At 73.9% G+C, this 20,242-nt stretch carries 16 protein-coding genes; 9 read left to right on the top strand and 7 right to left on the bottom strand.

The features are described from left to right. The first annotated feature begins 16 nt into the window (after window positions 1-16). From ACZ5GP_RS28385 to ACZ5GP_RS28415, 7 genes are all read left to right on the top strand, one after another. Window positions 17-433, top strand: coding sequence for a peptidoglycan-binding domain-containing protein (locus tag ACZ5GP_RS28385; protein WP_468753528.1), 417 nt, complete (start codon window positions 17-19; stop codon window positions 431-433). A gap of 178 nt (window positions 434-611) precedes the next feature. Continuing rightward, the gene (locus ACZ5GP_RS28390; protein ID WP_468753529.1) at window positions 612-2,705 is read left to right on the top strand and encodes an MMPL family transporter; all 2,094 of its coding nucleotides are present in this window, start codon (window positions 612-614) and stop codon (window positions 2,703-2,705) included. 4 nt (window positions 2,706-2,709) lie between these two features. Further along, the gene (locus ACZ5GP_RS28395) at window positions 2,710-3,243 is read left to right on the top strand and encodes a MarR family winged helix-turn-helix transcriptional regulator (RefSeq protein ID WP_468753530.1); all 534 of its coding nucleotides are present in this window, start codon (window positions 2,710-2,712) and stop codon (window positions 3,241-3,243) included. A gap of 199 nt (window positions 3,244-3,442) precedes the next feature. Continuing rightward, window positions 3,443-4,594 carry a polyprenyl synthetase family protein gene (locus ACZ5GP_RS28400; RefSeq protein WP_468753531.1) on the top strand — a complete coding sequence of 384 codons (1,152 nt, stop codon included), beginning with the start codon at window positions 3,443-3,445 and terminating at the stop codon, window positions 4,592-4,594. Next, window positions 4,582-6,072 carry a phytoene desaturase family protein gene (crtI, locus tag ACZ5GP_RS28405; protein ID WP_468753532.1) on the top strand — a complete coding sequence of 497 codons (1,491 nt, stop codon included), beginning with the start codon at window positions 4,582-4,584 and terminating at the stop codon, window positions 6,070-6,072. The genes ACZ5GP_RS28400 and crtI overlap by 13 nt, the downstream gene beginning before the upstream one ends. Next, on the top strand, window positions 6,069-7,061 hold the full coding sequence (locus ACZ5GP_RS28410) for a phytoene/squalene synthase family protein (RefSeq protein ID WP_468753533.1): 993 nt from the start codon (window positions 6,069-6,071) through the stop codon (window positions 7,059-7,061). Before crtI ends, ACZ5GP_RS28410 begins: the two co-directional genes overlap by 4 nt. Further along, on the top strand, window positions 7,058-8,065 hold the full coding sequence (locus ACZ5GP_RS28415; protein ID WP_468753534.1) for a DUF5914 domain-containing protein: 1,008 nt from the start codon (window positions 7,058-7,060) through the stop codon (window positions 8,063-8,065). Before ACZ5GP_RS28410 ends, ACZ5GP_RS28415 begins: the two co-directional genes overlap by 4 nt. Window positions 8,066-8,087: 22 nt before the next feature. On the opposite strand, the gene ACZ5GP_RS28420 is transcribed toward ACZ5GP_RS28415, so the two are convergent. The 7 genes from ACZ5GP_RS28420 to ACZ5GP_RS28450 form a co-directional block, all read right to left on the bottom strand. After that, the gene (locus ACZ5GP_RS28420) at window positions 8,088-9,638 is read right to left on the bottom strand and encodes an FAD-dependent oxidoreductase (protein ID WP_468753535.1); all 1,551 of its coding nucleotides are present in this window, start codon (window positions 9,636-9,638) and stop codon (window positions 8,088-8,090) included. Continuing rightward, window positions 9,635-10,357: a methyltransferase domain-containing protein gene (locus tag ACZ5GP_RS28425; protein WP_468753536.1), complete on the bottom strand. Its 723-nt coding sequence runs from the start codon at window positions 10,355-10,357 to the stop codon at window positions 9,635-9,637. Before ACZ5GP_RS28425 ends, ACZ5GP_RS28420 begins: the two co-directional genes overlap by 4 nt. Next, the gene (locus ACZ5GP_RS28430; protein ID WP_468753712.1) at window positions 10,354-11,589 is read right to left on the bottom strand and encodes a lycopene cyclase family protein; all 1,236 of its coding nucleotides are present in this window, start codon (window positions 11,587-11,589) and stop codon (window positions 10,354-10,356) included. Before ACZ5GP_RS28430 ends, ACZ5GP_RS28425 begins: the two co-directional genes overlap by 4 nt. A 159-nt stretch (window positions 11,590-11,748) precedes the next feature. After that, window positions 11,749-13,437, bottom strand: a complete 1,689-nt coding sequence (locus ACZ5GP_RS28435) for an ABC transporter family substrate-binding protein (protein ID WP_468753537.1) — start codon at window positions 13,435-13,437, stop codon at window positions 11,749-11,751. 118 nt (window positions 13,438-13,555) lie between these two features. Next, window positions 13,556-15,709, bottom strand: a complete 2,154-nt coding sequence (locus tag ACZ5GP_RS28440; protein ID WP_468753538.1) for a dipeptide ABC transporter ATP-binding protein — start codon at window positions 15,707-15,709, stop codon at window positions 13,556-13,558. Beyond that, window positions 15,706-16,605 (bottom strand): ABC transporter permease, encoded by a 900-nt coding sequence (locus ACZ5GP_RS28445; RefSeq protein ID WP_468753539.1) that lies wholly within the window; start codon window positions 16,603-16,605, stop codon window positions 15,706-15,708. The genes ACZ5GP_RS28440 and ACZ5GP_RS28445 overlap by 4 nt, the downstream gene beginning before the upstream one ends. 1 nt (window position 16,606) lies before the next feature. Then, window positions 16,607-17,587, bottom strand: coding sequence for an ABC transporter permease (locus ACZ5GP_RS28450; protein ID WP_468753540.1), 981 nt, complete (start codon window positions 17,585-17,587; stop codon window positions 16,607-16,609). 395 nt (window positions 17,588-17,982) lie between these two features. On the opposite strand from ACZ5GP_RS28450, the gene ACZ5GP_RS28455 reads away from it, so the two are divergent. Continuing rightward, complete coding sequence (locus ACZ5GP_RS28455) at window positions 17,983-19,299, top strand: cation:proton antiporter (protein ID WP_468753541.1); 1,317 nt, start codon at window positions 17,983-17,985, stop codon at window positions 19,297-19,299. Window positions 19,300-19,474: 175 nt separating this feature from the next. Next, window positions 19,475-20,218 (top strand): 3-hydroxybutyrate dehydrogenase, encoded by a 744-nt coding sequence (locus ACZ5GP_RS28460; protein ID WP_468753713.1) that lies wholly within the window; start codon window positions 19,475-19,477, stop codon window positions 20,216-20,218. Window positions 20,219-20,242 lie beyond the last annotated feature (24 nt).

Raw genomic sequence — 20,242 nt, forward strand, 5'->3', positions numbered from 1 at the left:
AGGGAGAAGGTTCACCGTGAGCACACGACTCGACCGACGCGGCCGCACCCGTGCCCGCACGCTCGCCGCCGCACTGCTCGGCTGCGCCCTCCTGGCCGGCCCCGCCGTGGCACTGGCCTCCGCCGGCCCGTCCGGCGGACAGGACAAGGGAGCGCCGGCCACCGCGGCCATCGGCACCAGGCAGGCCACCGACGGCGAGTGGCGCCACTGCCCCTACACCGGGGCCCACCCGGAACTGGGCAAGGGCCACGCGAACGACGCCGTGGGGCACCTGCAGTGCGTGCTCAACAAGGTGTACGGCTACAAGACCGTCGCCATGGACAAGATCTTCGGCGACGGCACGCTCGCCGCCGTCAAGAACTTCCAGCAGAGCGTCGGCCTGACCGCGGACGGTTTCGTGGGCCCGAACACGTGGGCGGCACTGCACCCCTGACGGGCCGGCGCCCGCGGGTGCGACGGGAGTGGCGGTGGGCGGATCCACGCCCAGATGGTTCAATGATTGAGATTGTTCACCATCGAGCCAGTATCGAGCCGTCATCGACTCACCATCGAGTCATCACCGCCGTGCCAGGAAGTGGCGATCGACCGCTTCCGAGCGTCCTGGGAGTGCCATGTCCACCCGTATCCGGCTCACCCGTCGGCTGGTCCCCGTAGCGATGCTCCTCGCCTGGCTCGCGATCGGCGGCGCGCTCGGCCCGTACGCGGGCAGGCTCGGCGAGGTCGCCACCAACGACCAGGCCGCCTTCCTGCCGCGGAACGCCGAATCCACCAAGGTCATCGACGCGCGGCGGGCGTTCGACGAGGACGAGACACTGCCCGCGATCGTCGTCTGGACCGGCGACGGCGACGGCGACCACGACGGACGGCGCCTGACGGCGGACCAGCGCGAGGCCGCCGACCGGGCGCTGGCGTCCCTCGGCGGGGCCCCGGGCCTCGTCGGCACGGCGTCCCCCGCCGTGGCGTCCAAGGACGGTTCGGCGCTCCAAGGCGTCGTGCGGCTGCGCCCCGACCTCGGCGACGAACTGACGCCGACCCTGGAGCGGATCGACCGCGCGGCGGCGCGGGTGCCGGGGACCAGTGCGCGGATCGCGGGCCCGGCGGCCGTCCAGGCGGACCTGTCCGACGCCTTCGCCGGGATCGACGGCCTGCTCCTCGCGGTGGCCCTCGCCACGGTCCTGCTGATCCTGCTGCTCGTCTACCGAAGCCTGCTGCTCCCCGTCGTCATCATCCTCGGCGCGGTCTTCGCCCTGGGGCTGGCCTGCGCGGTCGTCTACGCCCTCGCCGACCGCGACGTCGTCCGCGTCGACGGTCAGGTGCAGGGCATCCTCTCCATCCTCGTCATCGGCGCCGCCACCGACTACGCGCTGCTGCTGACCGCTCGTTTCCGGGAGGAGCTGGCGGCCGGCGAGGACAGGGTCCGGGCGATGAGCGCCGCCCTGCGCCGGTCGTTCGGCCCCATCGCCGCCAGCGGTGCCACCGTGGCACTCGGGCTGCTCGCCCTCCTGCTGAGCGACCTCACCAACAACCGCGCCCTCGGCCCCGTCGGCGCCATCGGCATCGCGTGCGCCGTCCTGAGCAGCCTCACCTTCCTGCCCGCCGCCCTGGTCCTCCTCGGCCGTGCCGCGTACTGGCCGGCCAGACCGAAGACCGCGCGGGAGAAGTCCGCGGCGCACGGCGTCTGGACGAAGGTCGCGGACCTCGTGGACCGGGCGCCCCGCAAGGTCTGGGCGGTGACGCTCGCCGCTCTGCTGGCCTGTGCCGCGTTCGCCCCGACGCTCGCCTCCCACGGCGTGCCCCAGGACGAGATCTTCGTCAACGACGCACCGTCGGTCGCCGCCCAGAAAACGCTCGGCGACCACTTCCCCGGCGGCACGGGCAACCCGGTCGTCGTGATCGCGAACGCCGATCGGCTGAAGCCCGTGACAGCGGCGGTGCAGGGTGCGCGAGGAGTGGCCGCCGCCGCTCCGGCGAGCACGTCGGGCAGGCCCGGCGCGGGGGAGCCCCGCGTGGTCGAGGGGCGGGTCCTGATCAACGCCACCCTTCGGGACGCCGCCGACAGCGACGCCGCCAAGGAGACCGTGGCGCGCCTGCGCACCGCGGTCCACGCCGTGCGCGGCGCCGACGCCCTGGTGGGCGGCTACACCGCGCAGCAGTACGACACCCAGCGCACCGCCGAGCGCGACCGCACGCTCATCGTCCCGGTGGTGCTCGCGATCATCCTGGTCATCCTCGTGGGACTGCTGCGCTCCCTCGTGGCGCCCCTGCTCCTGGTGGCGACCGTCGCCCTCAACTTCCTCGCCACCCTGGGCGTCTCCGCGCTCGTCTTCCGGCACGTGTTCGGCTTCAGCGGCACGGACGCCTCCGTACCCCTGTACGGCTTCGTCTTCCTGGTGGCGCTCGGCGTGGACTACAACATCTTCCTGATGTCCCGGGTCCGGGAGGAGTCGCTGCGCCACGGCACCCGTCAGGGAGTGCTCCGCGGCCTCACCACGACGGGCGGAGTGATCACCTCCGCGGGAGTGGTGCTGGCGGCCACCTTCGCCGCGCTCGGCGTCATCCCGCTGGCGTTCCTCGTCCAGATCGCCTTCATCGTCGCGCTGGGCGTCCTCCTGGACACCCTGGTCGTCCGCTCGCTCCTGGTACCGGCGCTGGTGCGCGACCTCGGCCGCCGATCCTGGTGGCCGTGGCAGGGATCTATAGGCTGAGCGGGTGGCCAGCACAGAGGACGCGGCGTCCGCCGCGAGCGGGGTTCCGGGCGAGGAGCGAACGCGGCGGGACCCCGCGGAGCGGACGGACCTGCAGTCGTTCGCCGTCCGGCTGCGCCGGTTGACCGGCGAGGTGAACCGCGTGGTGCACGGCTTCGCCGCCGGCCAGGGCCTGCACGCCACGGACGTCCAGGCCCTCGCGGCCATCCTGGACGCGGACGAGCCGATGACCCCCGGGCGGCTGCGGGACCGCCTCGGACTGACCTCCGGCGCCGTCACCGCCTGCCTGGACCGGCTGGAACGAGCCGGACACATCCGCCGTACGCGCGAGAGCGCGGACCGCCGGGTCGTGCACCTGCACTACGCGCCCGAGGCGCGCGCCGTGGCCCGCGCCTTCTTCCGGCCGCTCGCCACCGCGACGGAGGCCACGCGGGCGCGGTTCAGCGACGACGAACTCGCGGTCGTGCTGCGCTTCCTCGACGGCCTCAACGCGGAACTGTCCGAGCTGCGGACACCCGGCCGCGCCCCCCGACCGTAGGGCCGTGCCCCGGTAGTCCCCGTCCGCCTTCCCGCCGGACCGCCGCCCATGACCGCCATGAGGCTCACAGCCGTGTGCCGATGGAGTGACAGGCGTCCGACAGATGGTGTGAGCGGCAATACATGAGGGAGCGCATCCGTCCCAGGGCCGTCGGCAGAAGCAGTGGTGGCAGGTCATCCAGAGCGAGAAGAGGCTGTGCATGCTCGGACTTCGGCCGACCACCGCCGAACGGCCCCGACCCGTCGACGTACCCCGCACGGCCGTCGACGCCACCGCGTCGGTGGAGAGGGTCCTGGCGCAGGTCCTCCGCGAGCGGCTGGACGGGGCGCACCGCACCGACCCCGTCTTCGCCCGCGACCTCGCCGAGCGGGTCTCCGCCTTCGTGCGCCAGGGCGGGAAGCGGCTGCGCACGGCGTTCGCGTGGTGCGGGTGGCGGGCCGCCGGCGGCTCCGGTGACGCCACGGCGGTGCTGCGTACGGGCGCCGCCCTGGAACTCGTCCAGGCCTGCGCGCTCATGCACGACGACGTGATGGACGGCTCCCGCCTGCGCCGAGGCGCGCCCGCCATGCACGTCGAGTTCGAACGCCTGCACAGAGCTGCCGCGATGACCGGCCCGCCGGAGGCGTTCGCCACGGCCGCCGCCGTGCTCGCCGGTGACATGGCGCTGGCCTGGGCGGACGACCTGCTCACCGAGACGGCGCTGGGCTCCCCGCACGGCACACGGCTCCACCGTCAGTGGCGGGAGATGCGCACCGAGATGGTCGCCGGGCAGTACCGCGACATCCACGCCCAGGCGACCGGCGCGTCCGGCCTGGACGAGGCGGTGGCCATCGCCACGCTCAAAAGCGCCCTGTACACGGTCGAACGGCCGCTGGCGCTGGGCGCCTGCCTGGGCGGCGCGGACGACCGCACCCTGCACGCCCTGCGCTCCGCCGGCCGGTGCGCCGGGCTGGCCTTCCAACTCCGGGACGACCTCGACGGCGCCTTCGGCGACCCGGCCGTGACGGGCAAGCCGGCCGACGACGACCTGCGGACGCGCAAGCTCACCTACCTGCTCGCCGTGGCCCTCACGCTCGCCGCGGCCGCCGGGGACAAGGCCGCCGCCGACACCCTCGCCCCCGGCGCGTCCGCCCGCCCGCACGACGCCGTGGAGCGCATGCGCGAGGCGCTGCGGCGGACCGGGGCGCAAGCGGCCGTCGAGGCCAGGATCGCCGCACTGGCGACGGCGAGTCTGCGGCACTTCGAAGCGAGCGGCGCCGAGCCCGACGTACGGCGGGAGTTCGCCGCACTGGTCGAGCGGGCCTCGGGCGCCCGCCCCGGCTGCCTCGGGGAGGCGCCGTGCGGACGGTGACCGGGCGCACCGACCATGTGGTCGTCGTCGGCGCCGGGCTCTCCGGGCTCGCCTGCGCCCTGCACCTGCTGGGCTCCGGGCGCCGGGTCACGGTCGTCGAACGGGACGCGGGCCCGGGCGGCCGGGCCGGGCGCGTGCGGCTCGGTGGATACCAGCTGGACACCGGCCCCACCGTGCTGACCATGCCGCACCTGGCCGACGAGGCCTTCGCCGCCGTCGGCGACAGCCTGCACCGCCGCGTGGACCTGATCGCCCTGCACCCCGCCTACCGGGCGCACTTCGCGGACGGCACCTCGCTGGACGTCCACACCGACGGCGAGGCGATGGAAGCCGAGGTGCGGCGCTTCGCCGGACCGGCGCAGGCGGCCGGCTACCGCGGGCTGCGGCAGTGGCTCGAACGGCTCTACCGGGCGCAGATGAAGCGTTTCATCGACACGAACTTCGACTCCCCCCGCCAACTGCTCCACCCCGACCTGGCGCGCCTGGCGGCGCTCGGCGGCTTCGGACGACTGGACAGCCGCATCGGCCGCCACCTCACCGACCCCCGGCTGCGCCGGGTCTTCTCCTTCCAGGCCCTGTACGCGGGGGTCGCCCCGGCCCGGGCGCTCGCGGCCTACGCCGTGATCGCGTACATGGACACCGTGGCCGGGGTCTGGTTTCCCAAGGGCGGGATGCACGCGCTGCCTCGCGCGATGGCCGACGCCGCCGGCGACGCCGGGGCCGACTTCCGGTGGGGGGCCGAGGTGAGCGCGCTGGAGCGGTCGGCGGGCCGGGTGCGCGCCGTACGGCTGGCCACCGGGGAGCGCATCGCCTGCGACGCGCTCGTGCTGTCCTGCGAACTCTCCACCGCCCACCGGCTCCTGGGCCGGGCCCCGAGGCGCCCGGTGGCGCTGCGCCACTCCCCGTCGGCGGTGGTCCTGCACGCCGGCACCGACCGCACCTGGCCCGGCCTGGCCCACCACACCCTTTCCTTCGGCGGGCAGTGGGAGCGGACCTTCGACGAACTGACCCGCACCGGAAAGCTGATGAGCGACCCCTCCTTGCTGATCACCCGGCCCACGACCCACGACCCCGCCCTCGCCCCGCCCGGCCGGCACCTCCACTACGTCCTCGCGCCCTGCCCCAACACCGCCGTCGGGCCCTCCGGCGCCACCTGGCGCGACCTGGGGCCGCGCTACCGCGACGACCTGGCCGCCGAGCTGGAGCGCCGGGGCCTGGACGGGTTCCGGGCCAGCATCGAGGAGGAACTGCTGGTCACCCCATGGGACTGGGCGGCACAGGGGCACGCGGCGGGCAGCCCCTTCTCCGTCTCGCACACGTTCGCCCAGACCGGCCCCTTCCGGCCCCGCAACCTCGTGCGCGGACTCGACAACGTCGTCCTCGCCGGCTGCGGGACCACGCCGGGCGTGGGCGTGCCGACCGTCCTCATCAGCGGCAAGCTCGCCGCCGCCCGCTTCCCCGGCCAGGGCCCCCGGTGACCCGCCGCGAACTGGACGCGGCGGGGATCACCGACCCCGCCCTGCGCGCCGACTACGCCCGCTGCCGCCTGCTCAACGCCCGCCACGGCCGCACCTACTTCCTCGCCACCCGCCTGCTGCCCCTGGAGCGCCGCTCCGCCGTGCACGCGCTGTATGGCTTCGCCCGCTGGGCGGACGACATCGTCGACGACCTCGACGGGCGCCTGACGCCGGTGGCACGCGACCGCCTCCTGAAACGGCTGGAGAGCGACCTCGCGCAGGGGCTGCGCACGGGCGCCGGGGACGAGCCGGTGGTCCGCGCCGTGGCCGACACGGCGGCCCGGTACGACATCGAACCCACGCTGTTCTCCGACTTCCTCGCCTCGATGCGCGACGACCTGAGCGTCACGGACTATCCGACCTACGCCGACCTGCGGGCGTACATGCACGGTTCGGCCGCCGTGATCGGCCTGCAGATGCTGCCGGTGCTCGGGACCGTCGTGCCCCGCGAGGAGGCGGCCCCGCACGCGGCGGCCCTCGGCGTGGCGTTCCAGCTCACCAACTTCCTGCGGGACGTGGGCGAGGACCTGGACCGGGGCCGGGTCTATCTGCCGGCCGACCTGCTCGCCGCGCACGGGGTGGACCGCCCGCTGCTGGAGTGGAGCCGGCGCACCGGACGCCGCGATCCGCGCATCCGTGCGGCATTGGTCGCGGCCGAGGCCATGACGAGGGACGTCTACCGCCAGGCGGAGCCGGGCATCGCCATGCTCGATCCACGGGTCCGCCCCTGCATCCGCACCGCGTTCGTCCTCTACGGCGGCATCCTGGACGCCATCGCCCGCCGACGGTACGACGTGCTGCACGGACGGGCGGTCGTCCCACGGGGGCGCCGGGCGGCCACCGCGGCGGCGGGGCTCGTACGTGTCGCCGGCGCGCGGTGGCTCTCCCGCGGGGCCGGCCAGGTGCCGGGTCCCCCGACGCGCTCTTCGGGGGAAAGGACCAGGCGGTGAGCGCGGGGCGGGGACGGGCCCGCTGGACGCCGCCGTTGCGCGGGCGCCGCGGCCCGGGATGGGCTGAGCAGGCCCCCACCTGGCAGGAGGCCCGTCCGGCCCTTATCGCGGACGCGCTGAAGCGGGCCGGCGCACGGCCCTGCGGGAACTGGTTCGTCGTCGGCGCGTCCCGCGACATCCGGCCCGGTGGCGGCCCGTTCGGCCGGACGGTGGGCGGCGAGGAGGTCGTGCTGTGGCGCTCGGACACCGGGGAGCTGCGGGCCGGCCCCGGCAGCTGCCCGCACCTCGGCGCCCCGCTGCGCGACAGCCGGGTGGTGTGCGGCACGCTGGTCTGCCACTGGCACGGACTGGCCCTGGACGGGACGCCGTTCGCCGGATGGGAGCCCTACCCCGTCCACGACGACGGGGTGCTGGTGTGGGTGCGGCTGGACGCGGTCGGCGGCGAGGAGCCCTCGCAGCGGCCGCCGGTGCCGGTGCGTCCCGCCACGGACAGGGGGCTGGACGCCGTCTTCACGGCGGTCGGCCGGTGCGAGCCGCAGGACGTGATCGCCAACCGGCTCGATCCCTGGCACGGCTCCTGGTTCCACCCGTACTCGTTCGTCGACCTGACGGTGACCCGCGCACCGCGGGGCGAGGACGACGACGCCTTCGTCGTCGACGTCTCCTTCCGGGTGACGGACCGTCTGGTGGTGCCCGTACGGGCCGAGTTCACGGCGCCGGACCCCCGTACCGTCGTCATGCGCATCACCGAGGGCGAGGGCACGACATCCGTGGTCGAGACCCACGCCACGCCGCTGACCGCACCGGCGGCGCGGCGGCCGCGGACCGCGGTGGTCGAGGCGGTCGTCGCCGCCTCCGACCGGCGGGGCTTCGCCCTGGCACGGGTCGCCGCCCCCCTCCTGCGCCCGCTGATGCGCCGCACGGCGGGCCGCCTGTGGCGCGACGACCTCGCCTACGCCGAACGCCGCTGGGCGCTGCGCGACGCGGGCCGGTTCCCGGGCTGAGCGCGCCCGGCGGCCGGGCGGGTCACCGCGCCCCGAGCGCGCCCAGCGCCCGCAGCGCCGCGGAACGCCCGGCCCGCGGGACCGTCCACAGAACCTGGCCGCGGACCCCGCGATCGGCGAGCAGGGCGTTGGCGGCGAGGAACCCGGTGGTGGCGGCGCGTTCCATCAGCGCCACGGGAAGATCGCAGCGCACCGCGTCACCGGCCAGGGCCAGCCACGGATGAGGGCCGCGCACCCGGGGGCGCCGGTGGTAGGAGCCGGTGGGGAACAGCGGGCAGTCGGAGCGCCATTCGTGCCGGGCGTCCACGATCCGGGCCGCGCGGGTCTCGGCGTACACCTCGCGCAGCCGTTCCACCAGCGCGCGCTGCACGCCCTCCCGGCCGGCCCGCTCGTCCACGGCGTAGGCGTGCAGCTCCACCACCGAGCCCCCGGTGCGGGCCGCCCAGCGGGCGGCCTCGCCCTCGTAGCGCTCCAGGACGCTGATGTTGTCCAGCCCGCCGTACCCGCTGGTGCCGAGGAATCCGGCGCGGTCGGCGCTGACCGGCCGGTCGAGCCAGAGCCGGGAGACGAGGAACGGCGGGGCGGTGCGCAGGGCCGCGATGTCCTCGCGCCAGGCCGGGGTGCCGAGCCCGGGCGACGCGGCCACGACCCGGCGCAGCCCGGCGCTGTCCAGGGCGAGGACCACGACGTCGTGGCGGTCCACCGCCCGGCCGGCGCGCACGTCGGCCCCACCGTCGCGCGGATCGACGCCGTGCACGGGCGTGCCGGTGCGGATGTCCGCGCCCAGGCGCTCCAGGTAGCCGCCGAGCGGTTCCCACAGGGCCTGCGGGAAGGGGTCGTTCGGCACGTCGAAGAGCAGGCCCTCCGCCGAGCCGAGGAAGTAGATGTGGAACATCAGGATCAGCTCGGCGGCGGACAGTTCGCGCGGGTCGGCGAAGAAGCTGCGCGAGAACACCTCGAACGCCAGGTGGTGCGCGGCCTCGGGGAAGCCGACCCGTTCCAGGAACGCGGTGGCGCTGACCCCGTCGAAACGTTCGTACACCTCGGGGACGCGCACGTCGAGCAGCGGCAGCGCCGCCCGGGCGTTCATGTTGATGAGGTCCCGCGCGCCGAAGGTGGGGCTGAGGGCGACGAAGCCGAGGGCGCTGAGCGGCGGTGTGCGCGGGACCCGGGCGAAGCTGTCGGTGAGCCCGCCGCTGTGCCGCAGCGGATAGTCGGGCAGGGCGGTGAGCCGTGCGAGGGAGGGGTCCGTGCGCCGCAGGAGGCCGCGCAGGTTGTAGTACTGCCGGAAGAAGGCGTGGAAGCCGCGGCTCATGGTCGCCGTGGAACCGTCCGCCAGGCGGGTGCGCCACCCGGCGAGCCGGCCGCCGAGCGACTCCCCCTGCTCGTAGAGGGTCACGCGGGCGCCGCGCTCCGCCAGCAGGGTGGCCGCGGCCAGACCGGCGATCCCGCCGCCGACCACGGCCGCGCGCGGCGCGTCCTGGGGCGGGAAGCGGCTGGGGCCCGGCGGGGGCTGCAGCGTCTCGGCCTTGCGGTCGCGGCCCCGCCGGGCGCCGCTCCGGGGCGCGGTCATCGGGTGGTCCCCGGGGCGACGCCGGCGAGGAAGGTGTGCACGAGGCCCGTCTGCCATCCGGCCACCGGGGCGGCCCGTACGCCGGTGAAACCGGCCCGGATCAGCCGCTCGGCGAAGGCCGGCGCGGTGTCGAAGGCGAGGACACTGCGCCACAGGTGACGGTAGAGCGCGCGGTCGCCGCCGAGCGTGCCGGCCGGGATGATCACGCCGTGGCAGATCGCGGTCCACAGGGCCCGGTGGGCGGCCGAGCCGCTGAGGCTGTACTCGTGGACGGCGAGCCGCCCGCCGGGCCGCAACAGGCTCCGCACGGACGCGAGGACACCGTCCGGATCGCTCACGTTGCGGAACAGGTAGGCGGCGAAGACCGCGTCGAACGGGCCGTGCCCCGCCGCCGCCAGCTCCTCGGCGCTCAGGTGCAGGAAGGTCACACCCGCGGGCCACGTCTTGGCCGCGGCCCGGCGCAGCATCCCCGCCGAGGCGTCGACGGCGGTGATCCGGGCCCTCGGGGCGGCCCGGAGCAGGGCGCGGGTCGAGGTGCCGGTGCCGCAGCCCAGATCGAGGACGTGCAGCCCCGCCCCCTCGTCGGGCAGCCGCAGCCGTCGCGCCGAGCGGAGCAGGTCGGTGCGGTAGCCGGGGTTGAGGGCGGTGAGGAAGTCGTAGGTGGGCGCGGCGTCGTCGAAGGCGCGGGCCAGTTCGCGGTCGCGCAGGAGTGTCGTCAAGGGCTGTCCTCGGGTCGGGGGGCGGCGGCCGGTGCCGGGTGGGAACGCCGTCGCAGGAAGGGAAGCTCGACGGCGGTCCTGAGCATCGGGCCCACCGGGACGCGCAGGCCGATGCCCCATTCCTCCCACGGCGTGGTGGCGCCGTCGAGGAAGCGCAGCAGCCGGTGTGGCGGTGTGCTCCGGAAGAGGCCCGTGAAGAAGTCGGGACCGTCGATCCGCCCGGTGTCCAGGGCCCGCAGCAGCACGGCGTCCATGGCCAGGGCGCGCCGCCCGTGCGGCGGGGGCACCGTCGCACGGCCGTCGCGGAGCAGGGAGGCGGCGATGGCCCGGCTCTGCCGCTGTACGGCGGCGAAGGTGTACCCGGTCGCGGGACGCGTGGCGCCGCCGGCGGTCCCGATGCGGAAGACCGACCGTCCGACCCGGCGGGGGAAGCGGGCGTCCGTCATCGGGATGACACCCTGCTCGGCCGCTTCCACGGTGAGCGCGCCGAGGCGCAGCGTCGTACGGGTGTAGGCACTGAGCGCCTCTTCGTACGCCGCCGTGGTCAGCGGGGTGCGGGAGAACCCGGTGTACTCGACGAGCGCCCGGTCCGGTGCGAGGGGGAGGACGTAGCCGAAGGCGAGCCCGTGCCGGGGCTGCGGCACGCGGAAGTCCATCAGGTCGGCGGTCGCGGGGTCGAACCGGTCGCCGGCCGTGCGCACGAACCAGCCGCGGAAGTGCTGGAGCAGCCGGGTGCGGGCCGCGGGCAGGGTGCGTGGGGGGCGGGAGTCGAACACGTATCGGGCGCCGAGGGTCAGCGTCCGGCCGTCCGGTGTCGTGCAGCGGACCTCCGCGCCGTGCGCCACGTCGCGCACCGCGTCCGCGGTGGCCCGCAGGATCCGTCCGCGCGGGGAGCGGGCGAGCCGGGAGTGCACCAGCTGCTCGAAGGCGGCGGACCGCAGCATGAGGTAGCGCAGGGGGGCCGGGTCGACGGTCACCGGATGGCCGTCGGCGCCGTGGACGCGCAGCCCGGACCAGGAGGCGCTCACCGCCTCGCCGAAGTCGCCGAGGCCCTGGTCCCAGTAGCACCAGGTGCGTTCGGCCGGCCGCGCCGGGCCGGGCGGCGGCTCCACCACCGTGACCGCGAGGGAGCCGGTCCGCGTCAGCTGGTGCGCCAGGCTGAGCCCGGCCGCGCCGCCCCCGACGATGACCACGTCGGCCGTGTCGTCCACCGGCACTCGCCCTCCGTCGATGTCCACGCCGCATCATCTCTTCGGCGCAGGTGCCGCGCGCGGATGCGGCGCGCGGACATCGGGGGTTTTCGCGGGCGGGGGCGCCTCGGCTTCACCCTCCTCGGGCCGGAGTGTGCGGCCGCTTCGGCCTCGGGCGGGAGTTGTGCGGCCGCTTAGGCGTCACGGTCGTGCGCCGACCCAGCCCACCGTCTCCGGCAGCGGGGTGTGGAAGATCGTTGCTCCCACGTTGGCCAGGCCCTTCTTGACGCCGTACGTCGAAGGGCCGCTGTACAGGGGCAGCAGCGCGTAACTGCGCAGGGCCTTCTGCTCGACCTTGTTCACCGCCGCCGCCTGCCGGCCGGGGTCGGCGATGCCCGTCGTGGCGCGGATCTCCTTGTCCAGCGCCGGGGAGCCGGCCCCGGTGAGGTTGGAGTCGCGGTCCGAGCAGTAGAAGTCGCACAGGTAGCGGGCCCCGAAGGGGTCCATGGAGCGGTTGCCCGAGACGAACAGGTCGAACTTCCGCTCGCTGAGGATGGTGGAGAAGTCCGCCTGGGCGGCCTTCTTGATGGTGAGGCGGACACCGACCGGCTTGAGCATCGCGGCGAACGCGCCGGCGGTGGCCTTGGCCAGCGGGTCGTCGCCCAGCAGCGTGTAACCGACTTCGAGCTTTTTGCCGTCCTTCTCCCGGACGCCGTCGCTCCCGGGCTTCCAGCCCGCCGCGTCGAGTTCCTTCTTCGCCCGGTCGGGGTCGTACTTCAGGACAGCCGCGACGTTGTCCCGGTACCCCTTCTGGAAGCTGTAGAGCACGGCTGAGCCGGGCAGCGGCTCCTTGTAGTCCAGGCCCTGGAACTGGATTTTCGCGATCTGGCCGCGGTCGATGCTCTCCTGGATCGCCTTGCGCACCGCCTTGTCGCCGAGGACGGCGGACTTGGTGTTGAGGTGGAGCGAGTACTCGAAGGGGCTGCCGCCGCTGCGGATCTCGGTGCCCTTGAGCCCCTTCACCTGGTGCAGGCTCTCGGCGTCGCCCACGGGGACGTAGTCGAGTTGGCCGTTCTTGAAGGCGTTGACCGCCGCCGTCGACTCCAGGTTCACGTAGACACGCTTGTCGAGCCGGCCCTTCCTGCCCCACCACTTCGGGTTGCGGACGAAGGTGATGTCGCCCGAGTGGGTGTCCCACTTGCCGACCGTGTACGGGCCGGCACCCCACTCGGGGTGCGCCTTCTTCACGTACGCCTTGTTGAAGTTGCCGGCCCGCGCCGCCTTCGGGTGCAGAAACGTGGTGAACAGGCTGGGCCAGAAGGGGGTGACGCCCTTGAAGGTGAGGACGGCCTGCTTGTCGTCCTTGCCGCGCGCGACATCGGTGATCTGGGCGTAGCCGTCCGGGGACGAGGCCGCGTAGTCCTTGTCGGAGCCGTTGTTGGCCTGCCACGTGGCCTTGATCGCGGTCCAGTCGATCGGTGTCCCGTCGTTGAACGCGGCCTTCTTGTTGATCGTCAGCGTGACCTTCTGGCGGCCGCCCTTGACGGACACCCGCACGTCGCTGAAGTAGTCCGGGTTGTACCGCACCTCGCCGGTCGGCGAGAAGGTGATCGCGTTCGCGTTGTACCAGGCCCACACCCGGGACGCCGTCAGCGTGGCGTTCACGTGGAAGGGGTTGCCCTGGTCGTCGAACGTCCCCGCCGTCGTGTAGGTGCCGCCGTCCTTCAGCTTGTCGTACGGGGTCGGGTTGTAGTCGGCGGCCGACGAGGCGGCGGACGGGGTGCCCCTCCCGCCGGGGCCCGCGGCGTCACCGGCGGATGACTGGCATGCCGTGGCGGTGACGGAGATGGCTGCGAGGAGAGCGACGGGCAGGGCCAGTCTTGCGCGCATGGAGAGCGTCCTTGGGTCGAGGAGAGGAAGAGGGGCGGAGAAGAGGGGCAGAGGGGAGTGGCACGGGGAAGCGGGGCGTCGGTCGTGGCGGGGAGGGGGTCCGGCGGGTCGCCGCCGGTCACACGGCGTGGCAGGCGTACGCGTGGTCCGGCCGCCCCGGCACCGGCCTGGTCGCGGGGCGCTCCGTGCGGCACCGCTCCCGTACGCCCTCGTCGGCGAGGCGGTACACCGGGCAGCGGTCGATGAACACGCAGCCCGGCGGCAGGTCCGTGGCGTCGGGCTGCTCGCCCGTCAGGACGATCCGCTCCCGGGCGCGCTCGCGGACCGGGTCGGGTACGGGGACCGCGGAGAGCAGGGCCCGCGTATAGGGGTGCTTCGGGTCGCGGAACAGCGTCTCCGTGTCACCCGTCTCCACGATGTGCCCCAGGTACATCACCGCGATCCGGTCGCACAGGTGGCGGACCACGGCGAGATCGTGCGCGACCATCAGACAGGCGAGCCCCAGCTCGCCCTTGAGCCGGTTCAGCAGATTGATCACCCCGGCCTGCACCGACACGTCCAGGGCGGACAGCGGCTCGTCGAGAGCGAGCAGTCTCGGCTCCGTGGCCAGCGCGCGGGCGATGCCGACGCGTTGGCGCTGGCCCCCCGAGAGCGCGGCCGGGAAGCGGTCGGCCATCGAGGCGTCGAGACCGACGAGCGCCAGCAGCTCCCGGACGCGCGAGCGGATCGCGTCGCGGTCACGGCCCACGGCCCGCAGCGGCTCGGCGAGCAGCTGGTGGACGGGCAGCCGCGGGTCCAGGGCGCCCAACGGGTCCTGCATGACGATCTGCACGTCATGGCGCAGGGTGCGCCCGCGCCCGCCGGAACCGGCCCGGACGCCGTGCCCGGACCCCGCCGGAGCACCGGCACCCCCAAGTGGGGTGTCCGCGGCCGCCGTCGCGCCGACCTCCCTCCCGGCGATCTCGATCCGGCCGCCCTCCGGCCGGCGCAGCCGCAGGATCTCCAGCAGCGTCGTCGTCTTGCCGCTGCCCGACTCGCCCACCAGGCCCAGCGTCTCTCCGGTACGCAGCTCGAAGCCGACCCCGTTGACCGCGTGCAGCGTGCCGACCCGGCGTTTGACGAACGCGCCCTTGGTGACGGGGAAGGTCTTGACGAGGTCCTCGACGCGCAGCACCACCTCGCCGCGCCCGGCGTGCTCCGGGTCCGTCCGCCGGCCGGGGGGCGTGACCTCCCCGGTGGGGTCCAGCGTGCCGGCGGCCGTCTCGGCGGCGCGCAGGCAGGCCACGTCCCCGTGTCCGGCGATCCGGCGCAGCTCCGGTTCCTCGGCGCGGCACGCGTCGAGGGCGACGGCGCACCGGCTCACGAAGGGGCAGCCGTCCCCGAGGTCCGACGGGGCGGGCGGCTCCCCGCCGATCGCGACGAGGGGGCGGCGGACCCCGCTGTCCACGGTCGGCACCGCGGCCAGCAGCCGCGCGGTGTAGGGCATCGTCGGGCGGCGGAACAGCGCGTGGACGTCCGCCTTCTCCACGAAGCGGCCCGCGTACATGACGGCGACGTCGTCCGCGTGGCCGGCCACGACGCCGAGGTCGTGGGTGATCAGGACGAGGCCGGCGCCGGTCTCCCGCTGCGCGAGGCGCAGCACGTCGAGGATCTGCGCCTGCACGGTGACGTCGAGCGCGGTGGTGGGTTCGTCGGCCACGAGCACCCGCGGCCGGTTGGCGATCGCCAGGGCGATGACCACGCGCTGGCGCATGCCGCCGGAGAACTCGTGGGGGAAGGCCGAGGCCCGGTTGCGCGGGTCGGGGATGCCGACGAGGTCGAGCAGTTCGACGGCCTGTTCCCAGGCGGCCTTCCTGCTGAGGTCCTGGTGGACCCGGAGCGCGTCGCGAAGCAGTCTGCCGACGGAGAAGATGGGTGTGAGCGCGGACAGGGGGTCCTGGAAGACCATGCCGATGGACTTGCCCCGTATCCGCGACAGCGCCCGGTCGTCGAGGCCGATCAGCTCCTGACCGTCGAGCCGTACCTGGCCGCGCAGGTCGGCGGTCGGCGGCAGCAGGCCCATGATGCCCGTCGCGGTGGCCGACTTGCCCGAGCCGGACTCGCCGACGATGCAAAGGGTGCGGCCCGGCAGCAGGTCGAAGCTGACGCCGCGCACCGCTTCGACGGGACCGGCCTCGGAGGGGAAGGAGATCCGCAGGTCCCGTACGGACAGCACGGGGGCGGCGCCGGTGGGGGAGAGGGGTTCGTCGTGCCGGGGGATGGCGAGTGTCATCGTCGGCCTCCCGTCGCGCCGGTGACGGAGGTGGGGTCGAGGGCGTCGCGCAGTCCGTCGCCGATGAAGGTCATGGAGACGGTGAGCAGGACCACGAGGCCCGCGGGGAAGGCGAAGAGCCAGGGGGCGCTGGTGATGGTGGTCGCCCCGTCGGCGAGCATCGTGCCGAGGGAGACGTCCGGGGTCTGGACGCCGAATCCGAGGAACGACAGGGCGGTCTCGCTGAGCACGGTCGTGACGACGCCGAGGGTCAGGTTGACGATGATCAGGGAGCCGAGGTTGGGGATGATGTGGCGCACGATGATGCCCAGCGGGTGGACGCCCATGAACTGCGCCGCCCGCACGTAGTCCCGTTCGCGCAGCGAGGTCGAGACGGACCAGATGACCCGGGCGGTGGACATCCAGCCGAACACGGTCAGCACGGCGATGAGGGCGCGCCAGTCGCCGGCGAGGCGGTGGGAGACCAGGGCGAGGATGAGGAACGAGGGGACGATCAGCAGGAAGTGGATGACGGCGAGGGCCAGGCTCTGTACGCGGCCGCCGAAGTACGCGGCGCCGGAGCCGATCAGCGTGGCCACGGCGACCGTCAGGACGGACACGCTCACGGCGATCACCAGCGAGCGCCGCAGTCCGTGCACCGCGCAGGCGTAGATGTCGTTGCCGCTCTGGTTGGTGCCGAACCAGTGCAGGTCGCTCGGCGGCCGGGTCAGGGCCGTGAAGTCGGCGTCGGTGTGGGCGTAGGACGTGAACAGGCCGCCGAAGGCGCTGAACAGCAGGAGCAGCGCGAGGATCACGACGCCGGCGACGGCGAGGCGGTTGCGCAGGAAGCGTCGCAGGAAGAGCCGGCCGCGGCCGAGGTCCTCGCGCGGCCGTAGGGTGCTGGTCGCTGTCGCCATGTCAGCTCACCCGTACTCTCGGGTCGAGGAAGACCGTGGCGATGTCCGCGAGGATCGCGCCGATCGCGGTGAGCACCGCGGCGAACGCGGCCGTCGCCACCGTGCCGTGCACGTCGTTCTTCTCGATGGTCTGGATGAAGTAGCGGCCCATGCCGTTCCAGCCGAAGATCGTCTCGGTGATGACGGCGCCGGTGAAGATGGCGGGCACACTGAACGCCACGGAGGCCGCCGTCGGGATGAGCGCCGCGCGCAGGGCGTGCCCGCGGACGGCCTGGCCGCGGGTGAGGCCGGTGGCCTGGGCCGTGCGCACGAAGTCGGCGTTGATCGTGTCGAGCAGCAGGGAACGCTGCGTCAGGTGGTAGCCCACGTATCCCATCAGGGTCAGGGTGAGCGTCGGCAGGATCAGGTGGAGGAGGCGGTCGCCGATCGTCGGGAGCAGCCCCTCGACGTCGGGTGAGTTCTCTCCGGCCACGTAGAGGAAGCCGAGACCGATGTGCTCCTTGAGCCAGATGGCGCCGAGGACCACGGCGAGCGCGGCGACCGGTGTCGGGATGTTGAGGACCGCGATGGACACGGCCTGCGAGACGCGGTCGGCGATGCCGTACTGGCGGGCCGCGGTGTGGACGGCGAGCGCGACACCGACCACGACGGACAGCACGGTCGCCGTGACGACCAACTCGGCGCTGACCAGGGCGCGGTGGCCCACCTCGCCGTTGACGGAGACGCCGGTGGGGGAAGTGCCCCAGTCGAAGTGGAGGACCACCGAGGTGAGCCAGTCCCACCACCGGTGCGCCAGCGGCTCGCCGGGATCGAGGTTGTAGGGGGCGAGGGCCCGGGCGATCTGCGCCTCGCTGCGGACGGGCCGCGCCTCCGTGTAGTTGGCACGCGGGTCCAGGAACCAACTGGCCAGGAAATACGTGGCGTTGGTGGCCACCGCGATCATCAGGAGCCACCCCGCCGCCTTGCGCGTCACATGGCGCATGGCGTCGACCACCTCCCCGCCGCATGTGTGAGGTGCGCCGGAACGGCGCCGGGAAGGCAGGTCGCGTACATGCGTGTCGGGCTTTCTGCGGGCGTACGGGTACGGGAGGGTGCCGCGGAAGGGCGGATGTCAGCAGCTTGATCCGTACCGGGTGGCCACGCCAGCCATCGGCCGGTTCCGCCATGAGCCCGCAATGCCGCCGTAGAGATCGCAACACCGCCGTAGCAAAAGATCACCGGGTGTCGGTGTGGTCCCTGGGGTTAGACGTAGGTCAGACGTACGAACCAGAGGAGTGCAGATGAGCCGCCCGCTTCACCAGGCCGACGAGTGTCCACCGGGCCCGGCCCGCCGCCCGGCCGCGCGTACGGGAACGTGAAGAGGACGGGTGAGACGCGGTGACTCTTTCCGATGTGGTGTTCGCGTGGCTGGGCCTGGGAGCGTTGCTCGCCGCGGTGCTGCCCCGGGTGGTGGCGGGGCGGCCCCTGTCGCTGCCGGTGGTGTTCCTGGTGAGCGGCATCGCCGTGTACCTGCTCCCGCTGCCGTTGCCGGCGGTCGACCCGGTGGAGCAGCGGGTCCTGACGGAGCATGTGACCGAGATCTGCGTGATCATCGCCCTGATGGGTGCGGGGCTCGCGCTCAACCGGCCGGTGGGCCGGCGCCTGTGGGCCTCGACCTGGCGGCTCCTCGGCGTGACCATGGTGGTGAGCGTCCTCGCGACCGCCCTGGTGGCCTGGTGGCTGCTGGACTGGCCGCCGGCCGCCGCGCTGCTGCTCGCGGCGGTCCTCGCGCCCACGGACCCGGTGCTCGCCTCGGAGGTGCGCGTCGGGGAACCCACCGAGGACAAGCACGACGAGGACGAGGTGCGGTTCGCCCTCACCAGTGAGGCGGGACTCAACGACGGCCTCGCCTTCCCCCTCACCTACGCGGCCATCGCGCTGGCCGCCGCCGCGGGTGGCGGCTGGTCGGGCGAGTGGATCGGCTCCTGGGCGGCAAAGGAGGTCGGGCTCAAGTGCGTGCTCGGCGTGGCCTGCGGGCTGCTGATCGGCAAACTGCTGGGCTGGCTGTTCTTCCGCACCCGCTCCTCCGTGCTGCGGCTGGCCGAGTACCGGGAGGGGTTCGTCGCGCTGGCCGCCACCTTCCTGGCGTACGGGGTGACCGAACTCGCCGGTGGCTACGGCTTCCTCGCCGTGTTCACCACCGCCTGCGCCGTCAGGGCGGCCGAGCGCGCCCACGGCTTCCACAACGTGCTGCACGACTTCGTCGAACAGATCGAGCGGCTGCTGACCGCGACGCTGCTCTTCCTGCTGGGCGCGTTCATCGCGCTGGGCGGCCTGGCGCAGCTGACCTGGCGGGGCGCGGCGACCGGTCTGCTGCTCCTGTTGGTGATCCGGCCACTGGCGGGCTGGGCCGGGCTGCTCGGCGGCCGCTTGCGGGGCCGGGAGCGCTGGGTCGTGGCGGGGTACGGCATCCGCGGCATCGGTTCGCTGTACTACCTCGCCTACGCGCTGGGTCAGCAGGACTTCCTGGTCCCCGAGCGGGAGTTGTGGGCGGTGGTGACCTTCACGGTGCTGGTCTCCGTCGTACTGCACGGTGTCACGGCCGGCCCGGTGGTGGCCCGCCTGGACCGCCGGCGGTCCGAGGAGCCGGCCGGCCCGGGGGAGCGGCGGGGCAAGGAGCCGCACGGTTCCACGTCCCCCCACGTCCGGCCGTAGCGCCTCCGGCCCTGGGCCGTTATGGGGCCGATCACCATACGGCGCCGGGTGATTGTGGTGCCGGATCCCATAGGAGAGGCGCCGGGGTGTCTCTACTGTTCCGGCCATGACCAGGCAATTCACCACCTCGCATCCGTCGGGGCCGGCCGCCTCGCCCCTCCCGGCGACGGGCGGCGTGGACCTGTCCGGCCGGGCCGCGCTGGTGACCGGAGGCGGCAGCGGCATCGGCCGGGCGTGCGCCGCCGCCCTCGCCGCGGCCGGCGCCGAGGTCCACGTGGTCGACCTGGACGCCGAGAAGGCCAAGACGGTCGCCGACGCCATCGGGGGAGTGGCGCACACCGCCGACCTGGCCGCCCCGGACGTCATCGACGCCCTGCCCCGCGACATCGACGTCCTCGTCAACAACGCCGGCCTCCAGCACGTCGCCCCGCTCCACGAGTTCCCGCCGGAGCGCTTCGCGCTCATGCAGCAGGTGATGGTCACGGCCCCCTTCCTGCTGATCCGCCGGGTGCTGCCGCACATGTACGCCGCCGGCTGGGGCCGCGTCGTCAACATCTCCAGCGTCCACGGCCTGCGCGCCAGCGCGTACAAGAGTGCCTACGTCACGGCCAAGCACGCCTTGGAGGGCCTCAACAAAGTCACCGCGATCGAGGGCGCGCCGCACGGGGTGACCAGCAACTGCGTGAACCCCGGCTATGTCCGCACCCCGATGGTCGAAGGCCAGATCCAGGACCAGGCCGCGGCCCACGGCATCAGCCCCGATGACGTCCTGTCCGACGTCCTGCTCACCCGCGCTCCGCTCAAACGACTCCTGGAGCCCGAAGAGGTGGCCGCCGCCGCCCTGTGGCTGTGCGGGCCGCACACCAGCTCCATCACCGGGGCGTCGCTGCCCCTCGACGGCGGCTGGGGAGCGAGCTGACCCGCCCCGCCCTTCGACGCCCCT

The sequence above is a fragment of the Streptomyces sp. NPDC031466 genome (genome assembly GCF_055581265.1).